The 14,476-nt window shown below is 51.0% G+C and carries 12 protein-coding genes; 11 read left to right on the top strand and 1 reads right to left on the bottom strand.

The features are described from left to right. Positions 1-509: 509 nt before the first annotated feature. The 6 genes from CUU80_RS10535 (at position 510) to CUU80_RS10510 (ending at position 6,469) form a co-directional block, all read left to right on the top strand. On the top strand, positions 510-1,487 hold the full coding sequence (locus tag CUU80_RS10535; protein ID WP_100497293.1) for an ABC transporter permease: 978 nt from the start codon (positions 510-512) through the stop codon (positions 1,485-1,487). Then, the gene (locus tag CUU80_RS10530) at positions 1,480-2,364 is read left to right on the top strand and encodes an ABC transporter permease (protein ID WP_165775941.1); all 885 of its coding nucleotides are present in this window, start codon (positions 1,480-1,482) and stop codon (positions 2,362-2,364) included. Before CUU80_RS10535 ends, CUU80_RS10530 begins: the two co-directional genes overlap by 8 nt. After that, the gene (locus tag CUU80_RS10525) at positions 2,361-3,281 is read left to right on the top strand and encodes an ABC transporter ATP-binding protein (RefSeq protein WP_100497291.1); all 921 of its coding nucleotides are present in this window, start codon (positions 2,361-2,363) and stop codon (positions 3,279-3,281) included. The genes CUU80_RS10530 and CUU80_RS10525 overlap by 4 nt, the downstream gene beginning before the upstream one ends. 5 nt (positions 3,282-3,286) lie before the next feature. Continuing rightward, positions 3,287-4,060, top strand: coding sequence for an ABC transporter ATP-binding protein (locus tag CUU80_RS10520; RefSeq protein ID WP_100497294.1), 774 nt, complete (start codon positions 3,287-3,289; stop codon positions 4,058-4,060). 99 nt (positions 4,061-4,159) lie between these two features. Continuing rightward, entirely contained in the window at positions 4,160-5,737 is a 1,578-nt protein-coding gene (locus tag CUU80_RS10515) for an ABC transporter substrate-binding protein (protein WP_100497290.1), read from the top strand. 144 nt (positions 5,738-5,881) lie between these two features. Continuing rightward, positions 5,882-6,469 carry a PadR family transcriptional regulator gene (locus tag CUU80_RS10510; protein ID WP_100497289.1) on the top strand — a complete coding sequence of 196 codons (588 nt, stop codon included), beginning with the start codon at positions 5,882-5,884 and terminating at the stop codon, positions 6,467-6,469. A 73-nt stretch (positions 6,470-6,542) separates the two neighbouring features. On the opposite strand, the gene CUU80_RS10505 is transcribed toward CUU80_RS10510, so the two are convergent. After that, entirely contained in the window at positions 6,543-7,199 is a 657-nt protein-coding gene (locus CUU80_RS10505; protein ID WP_100497288.1) for a cysteine hydrolase family protein, read from the bottom strand. A 77-nt stretch (positions 7,200-7,276) separates the two neighbouring features. Between CUU80_RS10505 and CUU80_RS10500 the strand changes: the two genes are divergently transcribed. The 5 genes from CUU80_RS10500 to CUU80_RS10480 all read left to right on the top strand — a co-directional run bounded on the left by CUU80_RS10500 (position 7,277) and on the right by CUU80_RS10480 (position 14,280). After that, complete coding sequence (locus CUU80_RS10500; RefSeq protein ID WP_165775940.1) at positions 7,277-8,713, top strand: MFS transporter; 1,437 nt, start codon at positions 7,277-7,279, stop codon at positions 8,711-8,713. A gap of 294 nt (positions 8,714-9,007) precedes the next feature. After that, positions 9,008-10,174: a phosphotransferase enzyme family protein gene (locus tag CUU80_RS10495; protein WP_100497286.1), complete on the top strand. Its 1,167-nt coding sequence runs from the start codon at positions 9,008-9,010 to the stop codon at positions 10,172-10,174. Positions 10,175-10,255: 81 nt separating this feature from the next. Continuing rightward, complete coding sequence (locus CUU80_RS10490; protein ID WP_100497285.1) at positions 10,256-11,815, top strand: amino acid permease; 1,560 nt, start codon at positions 10,256-10,258, stop codon at positions 11,813-11,815. Between the two features lie 183 nt (positions 11,816-11,998). Then, complete coding sequence (locus CUU80_RS10485) at positions 11,999-13,369, top strand: aspartate aminotransferase family protein (protein WP_100497284.1); 1,371 nt, start codon at positions 11,999-12,001, stop codon at positions 13,367-13,369. Between the two features lie 134 nt (positions 13,370-13,503). Continuing rightward, a complete protein-coding gene (locus CUU80_RS10480) occupies positions 13,504-14,280 on the top strand; it encodes a GntR family transcriptional regulator (protein ID WP_165775939.1) in 777 nt (258 codons plus the stop codon). Positions 14,281-14,476 lie beyond the last annotated feature (196 nt).

Genomic DNA, 14,476 nt, shown 5'->3' with positions numbered 1-14,476 from the left:
TGTGGGAGAGTAGCACGCCGCCGCATTATTCTTGTGAGGGGGAGCCTGTACAGGCTCCCCCTCTTTTCATATTCCGCCCGTTCTCATGCGCATGCGCACGCCCGTCCCGGCCGGCCGACAGGGGGTTCCGGCCCGCGGCCCCGGCTCCGCACGGGGACCGCAGGAGCCCTCCCCGTTCCTATATTTCAGTTTTTCTTTTGGTCTATGGCCCGTGTTGTATGCGTCAACTATTTGCTCAGATCAGATGGTCGACTTGTAAACCCTGCAACTGCCTCTACAATATTTTGCGCGAAATCATGTGTAGATCACATTCGGCTCCCATATCTTTCGAAGAAAATACGGGTTTTTAGATTCAGATTGGTGATAGAGCAAAGATATGACTGATATGTGTATCGATTAACTGGCTGTTTACTGCGTTGATATCTGTGTTGTGTGTGCTTTTGAAGCATAATCTTGATTTACAGTGAGGAAACGCAAGTGAAATCATACTCCATTATCGTGTTCCAATTATGGAACACATTATTAGACGTCATCCATTTGGATGGATGATTTGTAGAAGATTATTCACTGCGGTGCTGATGTCTCTCGCTGTGATGTTCGTAGTGTTCTTCACTATACGAATGATCCCTGGAGACCCGGCGGTTAATCTACTCGGTGCAGACAGTACCGCGGCGGAACGAAAAGCGATGCGTGCCACGCTTGGGTTGGACAAACCGATACTGGTTCAGTTTTCTATCTGGCTGGGCGGGCTTGTGCATGGGAATCTGGGGTATTCGTATGCATATGGAAAAGATTCCTTAAGCGTTGTAACTCCCGCGCTTTGCAACACAATGATGCTGGGTGTATCTGCATCGATTCTTGCTATAGTTATTGCGATTGTTCTTGGCAATTTTGGCGCCTCAAATAATAAAACAGTCCGCCAGTTTTCTAGCTGGGTGGAAGCATTCTTCCTCTCGGCGCCACAATATGCAGTAGCGCTTATTCTGCTCATTGTTTTTACGGTGCAACTACGTGTTTTTCCTTCCGGTGGATTGCACAATACCGGAGTCACCGATATCGGTGATTTGCTATCGCACCTTTTCCTTCCTTCTTTGGCCTTGTCATTAGCTCCTGGAGCTCAAATGGCAAGATCATTAAAAACTTCATTGTTGGAAACTAGAAGTAGCGATCTGATCCCTTCATTAGAGGCGAGAGGCTTATCTTCGCGACAAGTAATGGTCCATGAGTATAGGAATGCCATTCCTCCGATGATCACGGTACTTGCCATCCAAGTGGGATCCATGCTTGGGGGCGCATTGTTCGTGGAAAATATCTTCAGTATTCCAGGGCTTGGACAACTTGTAGTACAAGCTGTAGGTTTAAGAGATTTTCAGACGGTGCAGTCCAGTGTGCTGGTGATAGCTCTGATCTACATTGTCGTACTCACTCTTGGCGATATTGCTACTACATGGATTGATCCGAGATTAAGGAGAAATGATCATGTCTGAGAATATCGGAGGTCAAAACGGCAAAGACGATAAAATAACAGCCTCGCGATTTACTAGGAAGAATTGGTTTGTCCGAATGCCAATGTCTTCACGCGTATCGTTAGGATTGTTGGTCTGCCTTGTTCTTCTCTCAGTAATCGCCCAGTGGTTACCGCTCAATGCGTATGCAGGGGAATTATCCAAACGCATGCAACCAATAGGGACTCCGAATCATTTGTTGGGTACCGATGCTCAAGGCCGTGATTTACTGGCAAGATTGATATTCGGTATGCGCACGTCGTTATTTATTAGCGTTACTCCGGTTATACTGGCCACACTGCTTGCGCTTTTGATTGGTATTGCGTCAGGATTCGGTGGGCCGGTACTACATGCTGTATGCGCGAAGCTTATAGATTTGTTATTCGCTTTTCCTGGAATACTACTTTCGTTACTGATTGCTATTTGTCTGGGGAATGGCGTTTTCTCGCTGATTTTGGCTTTAACAGTGGTTTGGATTGCTCCGTTGTCGAAAGTTGCGGAACAAGAGGTTCACCGAATCAAAGATCGGGATTATATATTGGTTGCTCGCGCTAGCGGAGCGAAAACCATTGCCATTATTTATCGGCAGTTATTGCCGGTCATCTTCCCCACAGTAATGGCATATGCCACTTCACTGGTTGGTGCAAGCATTGCTATCGCTGGTGGCCTTGGATTCATTGGATTGGGAGTGCCGTCACCGGCTCCAGAACTTGGCGCGATGTTGCAGGAACTTCAGCCTTCTATCTTTACTAATCCCACGCTGGTACTTGAACCCGGAATTCTCATTATTTTTCTAGCTATCTTGTTCCCGATTGTTGGTGATGGTCTGAATATTTCGATTGGGGTGAGTAAATCATGACTGATAGTGGAGAAGAAGTACTCAAGGTAGAAAATCTAAAAGTTTCATTTAATCACGGAACCACTCGAACGGAAATCGTACATGGAATCAGTATGGCGGTGCATGCGGGCCAGGTTCGGGTGATCCTCGGGGAATCCGGATCCGGGAAAACAGTATTTGTGCGTAGCTCAGTTGGTATGAATCCACGTCATTCTTTAGTGGATGGCTCTTCCGCCTTTTGCGGGGATCCGATTACATTCGATGGCCATGGTGGAGGCGGAAGCCATTTCGGCAAAGATATCGGCATGATTTTTCAGGATCCGACTGCATCGTTGGATCCCATGTACACTGTGGGCGAGCAGATTTGTGAGGCAATTCGTGTGGCGACGAACATCACTAGTGCAGCGGAACGTCGACATAGAGCTGTTTCTTTGATTGAATCGGTGCGAATTCGGGAACCGGAAAAAGCTTTTGGCTTATATCCTCATGAAATGTCGGGAGGTATGCGGCAACGTATATCAATTGCCATAGCCATTGCCGGTTCTCCTAAACTGATTGTTGCCGATGAGCCATCAAGTGCGTTGGACGCTTCGGTGGGTGTACATGTAGTGCATCTCATCAATGATCTTCGGAATACAGCAGGAACTGCTGTGTTGTTTATCACCCATGACATTAGTGCGGCAAGAATTATTGCCGCAAAGCCTAATGATCGTGTTTCCGTGATTCTGAAAGGCAATGTTGTTGAAGAAGGGGCTGCTTCGTCGGTGCTTCATCATGCATTGCATCCATATACGCAAGCACTTCTTGGGTGCGAACCGAGTAGGGATGTCGTGCGTGGATGTCTTTCAGTAGTACCAGATTCCATCAGAAGCTGCGAACAATGGGGGCCGCTCGTCGAAATTGAGCCGGATCATTTTGTCGCACTAGGAAGTAGGTGAAAACAATGTCCAGCAATCCTATTTTTTATGGTTCGCACATAACCAAGATTTTTGGTGATCATACGGCCTTGGATGATGTGTCATTTACTGTACGGCAAGGTATGACTCTTGGGGTTGTCGGTGAGTCAGGTAGCGGTAAATCTACTTTAGGGAAAATATCATTGCGGCTTCTCCACCCGAATAATGGAGACATATACTTTCAAGGCTATCCGATATGGGGAATGACGCCTACGCAAATACGTGAGATGCGCCTGCATGTGCAACTGATTCCGCAGGATCCTAAAAATGCCTTGAACCCAGCAAAAACAGTATGGCAGAGTTTGTGTTTTCATATGGCGGCTCAAAAGGTAGAGCGTCGGAGATGGCGTGATGTCGCTGTCGATTCTTTGGCTAAAGTTGCTCTCGGGCCGGAATACCTTGAGGCGTACCCGGCTGAATTGTCAGGAGGCCAGGCTCAGAGAATTGCCATCGCACGTGCAATATCGAGTCGTCCCGACGTTCTGGTTTGCGACGAAGCTGTTTCTTCATTGGACAAATCTGTACAAGCACAGGTGCTCAATGTGCTATGCAGACTCCAGCAGGAAATGGGCCTGTCGCTGTTCTTCATCACCCATGACCTTAACGTTGTGGATTATATGTGTGATGACGTCTTGGTTCTGAACAATGGTCACGTCGTTGAATCAGGAAACACCCGGGAAATACTTGACCATCCCCAAGATGCTTATACCCGTGAACTCCTCACAGCGAAAGAAGGTGCAATTCGCGAAGTTGAATCCTGATCTTGGAACGGTATTTCCGTTGTGCGTCTACGGATTTGGGCCGATTCAGGACAGATTGTTTTCTGTTACCACAGCAATATAGACAAAGGAGAGGGACCCATGAAAAAGAATATGCTAACTAAAGCAGTCATAGGGATATGCGTGGCGGTGCTTTCGCTCGCCGGCTGTGGTTCTGGCGGCAGCGCAGCGAATCAAGGACAAGTATTGAACATCGGCTCACAGATGTCCTCGTTCCCGAGCTTGGATACTGGCGCAATAACTTCGGCAGGGTATGAAGGTCAGCGTCTGATTGGAAATTTGGTCTATGAGGGCTTGACTAAGCGTGATATATCGAATCCGGATGCTGCTGCCGGTGTTGCTCCGGCGCTTGCGGAATCGTGGAGTGTGTCGGATAGCGGGTTGGAATACACCATGAAACTGCGTAAGGGAGTAACTTTTCATGATGGTGATAAGTGGAATTCCGACGCACTGATATACAACATCAATCGTTACACCAAGCCCGATGATCCCAACTATGACAAGACGCTATTAACGTATTACACGGTTCTTACTTATGTCGATCATGTTGAAAAAGTAGATGACTATACAGTGAAGTTTGTGTTGAAAGAGCCTTTTGCGTTTTTCTTGGCAGACCTCTACAATGTCTACTTCGCTAGCCCGAAGTCATTGAAAGAGCATGGCTCTAAGGGGCAAGCAAGTCATCCGGTTGGCACCGGACCGTTTGTATTCGACAGCTTGCAAGCAAACCAGAGCATAACCTTCAGCAAGAATAATAAGTATTGGGGTACTGTACCTAAGTTGGACAAAATTGTTGTGCAGCTGATACCGGATGCTTCGGCTCGTACCGCTGCTTTGCGTTCCGGGCGCGTTGACTGGATTGAAGGAGCCCAACCTGATGATTTGGCTTCGCTGAAGCAGGCTGGTTTTGTTGTGACTCAAAATGCATTTGACTGGGAGTGGTCATGGCAGCTTTACACTTCTGAGGATGGTCCTCTGGCTAATAAAAAGGTTCGCCAGGCTTTGAACTACGCCATTGATCGTGAAGCTATCTGCAAAGATCTTCTTCATGGTACTGCGCAGCCGGCCACACAATTCTTCGCGCCGGCAAGCCTATATTACGATAAGAGTGACGATACGTACACTTATGACCTCAATAAGGCGAAGCAATTGCTGCAAGAAGCCGGGTATCCTAATGGCTTTGAAATGAAGGTCGGTTATATTACGGCTGGATCTGGCGCTATGCAACCGAAAGCCATGAATGAGGCTTTGCAGGCTCAACTGGCCAAAGTTGGTGTAAAAGTCACGTTTGATCCTGTTGATTTCTCAACTATGTATGGCAAGTTGGCAGAAGGTAATACGGGTTGGGATGCCGCAAATCAGGCTTTCAGTTTGGAACAGCCGTCCAGCTGGAGTTGGTCTATGGGATCTAAAGAAGAGGGGGGATATTTTGATTACCGTAACGAGCAGTTTGATGAATTGTGGAAGAAAGCATTAGTGACGACTGACGATAAAGAGAGGGCTTCTCTGCTTACTCAGGCTGGTCGTGTCGCAACAGATGATGCTCCATGGCTGTTCGTTTGCCATGATACAGCTCCGCGTGCAATGTCGGCGAGGGTTAAAGGATTTGTTCAGCCGAAGAGTTGGTGGATTGAATTCAATGATGTTTATATTGAATGACATTTCCTCCTTCATATAGATCAGATCTGTGACTATACGCGCATGATGCATGGTGGTGTGGTTCTCTTTCAGCGGGAACCACGCCACCATCTTTATGTAATAGAATAGAATGACAGCTTTGGATTCCGGAAATGAAAGAAGATTATGGCGCTTAAGCATGCTATTTTGTCTGCACTCTCGCGCGGCGTACCAAGAACGGGATATGAGCTTAGTGCGGCTTTTCGCGATGTAACAGATTCTGCTTGGCATGCCAGTCCTTCCCAGGTGTACTCCGAATTGCAGAAAATGGCTGCAGCGGGGTTGATTGCCGTTCACAAGCGAGATGACCGAGGAAAGACTAGTTATGTCATCACAGATGATGGTATGACTGAATTGCGGCGGTGGCTAATCGATGATGAGCCTGACCATTCGGTGAGAGATGATGCTTCCTTGCGTATGCTCACGTTATGGGTTTTGGACAAAGAAACCATAGGATATCTTATCGATGCGGAAGTTGCTTTCCAACAGCGTAGGCTCATTCAGCTGGAAAGGTTGCTGAAAGAGTGGAAGCATGTTCGGCCGGATACCCCTGTGTGGAGAAATCGATATTCTTCATATGTGATGAATATGTCGATCACGACGGTTCGTCTTTCATGGCTTAAAGGTTTACGTACGGTTTTGCTGGATGAAAATGTTGATCCGGAAGAAACATTCGCATACCTTACTGATGTGATTGATAAGTTGCATGCATAGAAAGTTTGATGGCGTGATTCTCATGAATCACGCCATCAAACTTTCTAAATAGTGTGTTGAATTTTAAAGCTTATCAGCAGTCATTTTCTATGCGGCCATAATTCGGGGTGGTTATCGCGTAGTTCCATTGTATTGACGTGTCGATGAGTTGTTTCCATGGTCGGACTTCTGCGTACAGCACCTTTAAAGCTTCCAATGCTGCGAAATGCAAGCTTTTTCCATCGGTGGATACGGCATCCTCTGCAATACCCACCTCGTAGTTTTGCATTAATGCACTGCGCGCAGTTGTCTCGATACATACATTGGTTTGTAACCCTGCGAGGATGATTCGTTCAGTTTTCAGATTGTGCAGGATATTGTCCAATGGAGTGTTGAAAAAGGCATCCCAGCGAAGCTTCTCGATAATGATGTCTCCTGGCTGCGGAGCCACCGATTCTATGATTTCCGAAGCGTCTGCGTTTGATGCCATGTCGAGCGTTCCTCCGAACCGTTTTTTAGTGAGCTCTTTTAGCCTTTGATAGACGGGCATGGTGTCGCTATCGTCGCTGCGCTCGATTTGTCGAGTGTATATGACTGGTATTCCTTGGTTTCTGGCTTCGTTGGCCAGCTGTGCGCATGAAGCCAAGACTCGGTCGAGCTGCCATATTGGTGGCCAGCCATATCGGTCGCGAAGGTCTTGGTGAAGATACATCTTTTGAAGATCAATAAGAATCAATGCAGTATTATACATATTACCTCCTCAATAACAATCATATTATATACTCCATTAATGTAATAGAAGATTGATGTATGCAATGTGGAGGAAACATGACGAGAACTGAGTCAGAACCTGCCTCTGGGGAAACTATTTCGATCCCCAAAACGCAGTGGATAACATATGGTGTTTTGGTAGCGATGAATGCCCTCACTATTTTCGATGTCTCGAAGTTGGGTGTGGCTTTTGACTCAATACAGCGATCCACCGGCGGAAACGGTGTGATTGTGCAATTGATGCTGGTTGGTTACACGCTTGCTTATGCTTCGGCATTGTTGCCGGCCGGCCGCATCGGCGATTTGATGGGACGCCGTTCCGTGTTCCTCATAGGATGCTCATTATTTCTGCTCTCCAGCTTTATCTGTGCCATGTCCCCTAATGCATACTGGCTTGTTGCAGGACGATTTGTGCAGGGAATTGGAGCTGGCGTGCTTATGCCGCAAACTCTCGGATTGATTCAGCGAATTTTTCCGCCTGAGCTGCGTGCGAAGCCTTTAGCTATGATGGGCGCTTGTACGTCGGCCGTATCGCTGTTTGGACCTGTTGTAGCCGGTGTCGTAATGCAAATTGCTGGTGGTAATGACTCTTGGCGTTGGCTGTTCTGGATTGATGTTGTTGTTGGCGTGATTGTGGTAGGTATGGCCTATGTGCTGGTCAAAGAACCTTCATCAGAAAGAAAACGGGGCTTGGACGTAGTCGGAATCTTATTGCTTATTCCGGCTGTGATCTTTGGGGTCGGGCCGATTAGCTTAATATCAGAAGGGGATATGTCGAGCTTTCGGGTGCTTCCGGTAATACTGATTGGAATGGCGTTTACGTGTTTATTTATCGTCCGTGAACGTCGGACGGCTGCATGTAACCGTGAACCAATTTTAGATCTCACGATGTTTAAATTTAAGCACTTAGGCCGTGGTGTCTTGGTTTCTGGATTCATGCACGCAACAGCAACGGGCGGAACACTACTCATCACTATTTCTCTGGAACAATATGCGTATTTGAATGAGCTGACTACTGCGCTAGTCATGCTTCCTGCATCTGTTGCTATGTTATATGGTGCATCATTGGTGGCGCGGCGGCAGCAAAATCGTGCGTATGCCTTTATCGTGTGGGGGAACGTATTAGGTGGAGTATCGTTCATTGCTGTTTCTGTGGCCTTCGGAGTAGCTTCTGCGCAGATGTTGCCTCTCATATTGGGAACAATATTGATTGTTATTTCATTTGGTTCCGCAATTTCGGCGTCACCTAACCAAGCTCGTGCCTTGATTGCGGTTCCAGACTATCGGGCAAGCGTAGCTGGATCGTCAATCCAGTTTGCGCAACGAGTTGGCTCCGCGATAGGTATGGGATTGGTGCTGGTGGTGTATTACGGATTTGGCCGTTCTGCCGTTCCCGTTGGCGGACAGCCAGCACTAGGACCATGTCTTGCTGCAATAGTGGTTGGAGTGTTCTTGTTATGTGCTGCGGCAATAGCGCAAGGCGATCATGATTGATTTTGTTCCGCTTAGCTTGAGCCTCGGAGGGGGCATGCCGTAAATCATGTTTAGGGCATGCCCGGTTGTCCCATTGCGGCTCAGCACAGCCCCTACCCAATCCCAAACAAACCATCAGACTTACGTAACAAGCCATTTACAGCGTGCATTACATGCCATTTATCTAGTTTGCACTTTAGTTACAGACCATTTATCTGGCGCCTCACCTGATCGCGAATTGCTTTCCTAGACTACAAAGCAATCACGGCAAGCGAATCGGAATTACGTATCCGGTTACGGTAAGAGGCGACAATCATGAACGCTACAGTTTCAGCGCATAAAGACCAATCCACATCCGATCTGTACGAGGGCGATAACCCGAAGTTTGAGGTCTTCAAGTATCTGACCAAAGGATCGCCCGCTCCGTTCTGGCTGTTTTCCGGAGTTTGCGCCGCATGGGGGCTGCATAAGGATGAAGTCGATCTGAGCCTCATCACCATTTCCGAGAACGCCACGTTTTTGCTCACAATCAAGGACGAGCCCATAGGCGTGGTCAGGGTTTCGGAACCTGACTATGTGGGCGGTCCCAAGGCGATCGCTTCGGAGCTGGCATGGATCAACATGCTTCATGAGCTGGATGGTGTGAATCTGGTGACGCCGGTTCCTACGGTGATGGGGCCGTATGTGGCGGAGATCCATCAGAACGAAACCACCAAATGGTCGGTTATCTCAACGAAATTCATCGAAGGCACCGTGCTGGAAGACATGGCCGACCCTTCCAGTTGTTATCGCGTGATCGGCAATTGGTCTGCGAAATTCCATAAAAGCGCACGCTCATGGACCGAGCCATATGGTTTTCAGCGGTTCAGCTGGGATTTGCTGGACATCCTCGGTCCGCATCCGCGTTGGGGGCGTTGGGAGGATGCGGCAGGATTAACGCCGGCCGAAAACAAGCTTCTGTATCAGGCCATGTGGGAAGCGTTGGCGTATGTTGCCAAGCAGCCACGAAACCGGCAGACATGGGGTCTGGTCCATGCCGATCTGCGGCCGTCGAACATCATCCAACGTCCTGACGGGCAGTTCGTGGTCCTCGACTTCGATGACTGCGGATACAGCTGGTATCTGTGGGATTACGCCGCTTCCCTGACCTTCATTGAACACGAGTCGTATGCTCCGCGCCTTGCCTACGAATGGGTGGAAGGCTATAAGGAGAGCGGCGAACTCAACGACGCCGATTTCGAGATGATGAGCGCGCTTTCCATGCTGCGACGGTTGCAGATGCTGGGATGGACCACTCGTCACCGCGCCGATGCCTTGCCGGACGGCCTCTATGCGGCCCAGAAGCCGGGAAGCCTGATGTGCGCCGAACGCTACCTCAAAGACCACAACTGGTTGCTTGAGGAAGCGTTCGCGAACAGAGCCGAGACTCAACCTCCCGAACCTGTCGATTCCAGAACGATGGAGGTGATATCGCAGCAATGAGCTTCATTCATCCCTGTTACGCGATTGATCCGTGACGGGAAACCAGACGATTGCAATATCGATGAGAGAGGAACAGCAATCATGAGCAGCCAAGTCGTAGGAGAACGAATTCAGGTTTCCGGTGCCACATACACCAGAACAAGTGCTGATTTCTTCAAGAAACGTCAACTCCGCCGTGCGGCGGGAGCTTTCGGACTATGGGGATTAGGCATCGCCGCAGTGGTTTCCGGTGATTTCACCGGTTGGAACGGCGGCATAGGACAGGCTGGATGGGGTGGCATGCTGATCGCCACCGTCATCGTCTACGGCATGTACTGGTGCATGCTGAACTCCATTGCCGAAATGGCATCGGCCATGCCCCACACCGGCGGCGCATACTCATTCGCCCGTGCGGCCATGGGCCCATGGGGCGGCATCGTCACCGGTCTGGCCGAAACCATTGAATATGTCATGGCGAATGCGACCACGGTGTACTTCGCCTCCGCGTATTTCGATGAAATAGTCAGGGGCCTGTCCGGATACTCATTGGATGAGCATGGCCTGCGGTGGGTATGGTGGCTGGCGATCTATGCGGTATTCGTTGCCATCAACTGGCTTGGCGCGTCCACATCATTCCGATTCGCCGAAGTCATCTCCATCATTTCGCTGGCCATCATCGCGATTTTCGGATTCGTCACCGTATTCAGCGGCAAGGTCAACTTCACCGGTCTGTTCGACATTTCCCCGGCGTCCGGCGGTTCGACGTTCCTGCCGTTCGGCATCGGTGCCATCTTCTTCGCCATGCCTTTCGCCATGTGGCTGTACCTCGGCATCGAACAGCTTCCGCTCTCCGCCGAGGAAGCCTACGATCCGGAACATAACATTCCGATCGCAGCCCGCACCTGCATCGTCACGCTGGGCATCAGCTCGCTGGTGGTACTGATCCTGAACCCGGCGATCATCGGATCCAAGGTTTTGGGCTCATCTGACGAGCCGCTCCTCGACGGATTCCGCGCGGTGTTCTCCGACCAGTTCGCGTCGCTGCTGGCCGTAGTCGCGCTTATCGGTCTGCTGGCCTCGATCCAAGGCGCTATGTACGCGTACGGCCGCAACCTGTACTCGCTCTCCAGGGCCGGATACTATCCCCACTTCCTCTCGCTGACCGGCACAAAGCACAAGACTCCGTATTGGGGGCTGATTACCGGTGCGCTTATCGGCTTCGTGGCTCTGCTGCTCGTCAACATGTTCGGTGATGGCGTCGGTTCCGTAGTGCTGAACATCTCCGTCTGGGGTGCCGTGCTCGCCTACCTGCTGCAGATGGTGTCCTACATTCTGCTGCGCAAGAAGCTGCCGGATATCGAACGTCCGTTTATCAGCAAGTTAGGCGTGGCCGGAGCGGTGTTCGGCGGCCTTGTGGCCCTGTGCATCTTCATCGCGACGCTGCTGAACCCCGCGTATCGCATGGCTGTATATGTGATGGTCGCCATCTATGTGGTGATTCTTGCGATTTTCGCACTCTGGGGGCGCAAGCATCTCATTCTTTCGCCGGAAGAGGAGTTCGCCATCAGTGGCGGCGAACTTGGCAACCCATCGGACGAAGAGACGGACGAAGCGAAGATCTTCGCCAGCAACGGTTCGTTTGCATCCGGGGCGACTAAGTAACCAACACAACAGTCAGGTAACCAACACAACAGTCAAGTAACCAACACAACAGTCACGTAACCAACACACGGGTGCTGTCGGTCGGCTGCCGGCGCTCGCAAGCGCAGCCGACCGATCGCCCGCAGTTTCCATAGTTTCCATGACGGCACATGAGTTTTGCGTAAATCAGGAGTAGTGATTTCCATGTCAGCAACTATCAGAACGACGATTCTGAATCTCAACAGCTTTCAGCAGGGGGATATGAACGGTCTCGACGCCGAAACCAAGCATTTGGTCCAGAAGCGTGAAGAGGAGCTCGGCCCGGCATATCGACTGTTTTACCGGCATCCGGTGCATTTGGTCAAGGGCAAAGGAAGCCGGCTGTGGGATGCCGATGGTGAGGAATATCTGGACATGTACAACAACGTGGTGTCCGTCGGACACTGCAATCCCGATGTGGTTGCGGCCATCACCAAGCAGGCGTCCACGCTGAATACGCATACCAGGTATCTGCACGAAGGCATCCTGAATTATGCGCAGGATATCCTGTCCACCATGCCGGACGAGATCGATCAGATCATGTTCCAGTGCACCGGCTCCGAAGCGAACGATCTTGCGATACGCGTCGCCCGAAAGTACACCGGCAATGAAGGCGTTATCATCACCTCCAATGCGTACCACGGCAACTCCGCGCTCATCTCCGAACTGTCCCCGGCGCAAGGCCTTGCGCAGCCGATTGCATTGACGGCACGAATGATTCCGGCTCCCGACGCCTACCATTTCGAGCAGATGGGCTTGGATCATAGCCCTTCCGCGCAGGAGCTGGGCGAATGGATGGCCGGGAAGGTCCGCGAAGCGGTTGCCGATATGGAGCGTCATGGCATCAAACTGGCTGCGTTCCTCGCCGACACCGCTTTTTCTTCGGACGGTATGTACCTGAATCCGCGAGGCTTCTTGAAACCGGTACTTCAGGCAGTGCATGAGGCGGGAGGCGTGTATATCGCGGATGAGGTTCAGCCGGGATTCTGCCGCACAGGAGATGATTTCTGGGGATTCCAACGGCATGGTATCGTTCCCGACATCGTCACTTCGGGCAAGCCGATGGCCAACGGGTTGCCTACCTCGATGATGGCCGCGAAACGCGAGGTATTGGCGCCGTTCGCCACCACGATGCCGTACTTCAACACGTATGGCGGCAATCCGGTCTGCATGGCGGCCGCCCAGGCGACATTGAACTATCTGCGGGATCATGATGTGCTCGCCAACGCGCGCCAGACGGGAGACGCCTTGCGCGCCGCCCTTCGCGATTTCGCCACAACGCATCCGGTGATCGGCGATGTGCGAGGCGCCGGTCAGTTCACCGGTTGTGAAATCGTCAAGCCGGGAACCAAAGAACCGGATACCGCTTTGACGCTGGATATTCTTGAGCAGCTCAGAGAACATCACGTGTTGACGGGGACGTGCGGCATCAACGGCAACGTTCTCAAGCTTCGTCCGCCGCTGGTGTTCACGTTCGACGATGTCGATTTCTTCATGGATGCGCTCGGTGCCTCGTTTGCCGCAGTCGGCGCGTGACTTGGGTCGTGGCTTTGGCGCGGGTTTTGTGCGCGGAAGCATATCCGCGGATACGAAGTTGAAACCATGAACGACTACTGTCTACCCGTGTAACACGTGTAGCAATGGTGGGAATTCGTGGCGGGGAGGCTCCAGTGAGTAATGCAGCACACATGCATGCGCCTTCTGGAACCTCTCCGGCCGCGAGTTGCGTTCAACAGCTTCGGCTGCTTATTGAACTTGGACATTATGAGCCCGGTGAACGTTTGGGCAGCGAACGGTTGCTTGCGGAACAAATGGGAGTTTCGCGCAGCGTGTTGAGAGCGGCTTTGTCCGTATTGGAACGTGAAGGGCGCATTGTGCGACTCATCGGCCGCAACGGTGGCATCATGATTTCAGACGGACGTCTTGAACGCTCCCTGAACACCACTGAATCGTTACCTGATATAGCGAAACGGCAAGGGCATGCGCTCAAATCCCAAGTGCTTGCGGCACGGGAGCTCGTGGCGGAGGCTCTGGATCGTCGGCAGCTCGGATTGAACTCGGGGGATCGCATCTACCGGGTTACTCGTTTGCGTATTACGGATCAGACCCCTTTGATGCTCGAAGACAGCCGATTCCCGGCATCCCGGTTTCCGAACCTGCTGTCACACGATTTGACGCAATCGATTTATCACATTCTTTCTAACGAATACGGAGCCCAGCGAGGCGAATCGCACGAAACCCTGACTGTCGAAGAAGCCACTGAAGATGAGGCTGATTTGCTGCAAGTGACGCTCGGGGAGCCGTTGATTCGCATTACACGCATTACGCGCGATAGGTCGGGGCGGCTTATTGAAGCTGCGGATGATAGATATATCGCTGCTCGCATGCGGTTCACGCTGGCCTCGCCGGGGTATGTGCGATTGTCGGCAAGTGTCAGGTCCGCTTGATTGGTGTTTTGTTGATTGTCGTTTCGTGTGTTTGTTTGTCGTGTTTGTCGTGGTGACTGTGGCTGGTTTCGATGGTTGTGCTTCTGGTTTTGTCGGTTTTCGACACGCCGGTGGATGCTAGTGTTTGCAAGGGTTTCCGTGGTGTTTGCCGGGGGTGGGGTTGCGTTCGGGGCCGGGGTCGTGTAAGTTATTCATT

Source organism: Bifidobacterium scaligerum, assembly GCF_002802865.1.
GTDB classification, from domain to species: Bacteria; Actinomycetota; Actinomycetes; order Actinomycetales; family Bifidobacteriaceae; genus Bifidobacterium; species Bifidobacterium scaligerum.
Note: the sequence above shows the minus strand (reverse complement) of the source record. Positions and strands in the feature narration are given on the sequence as shown.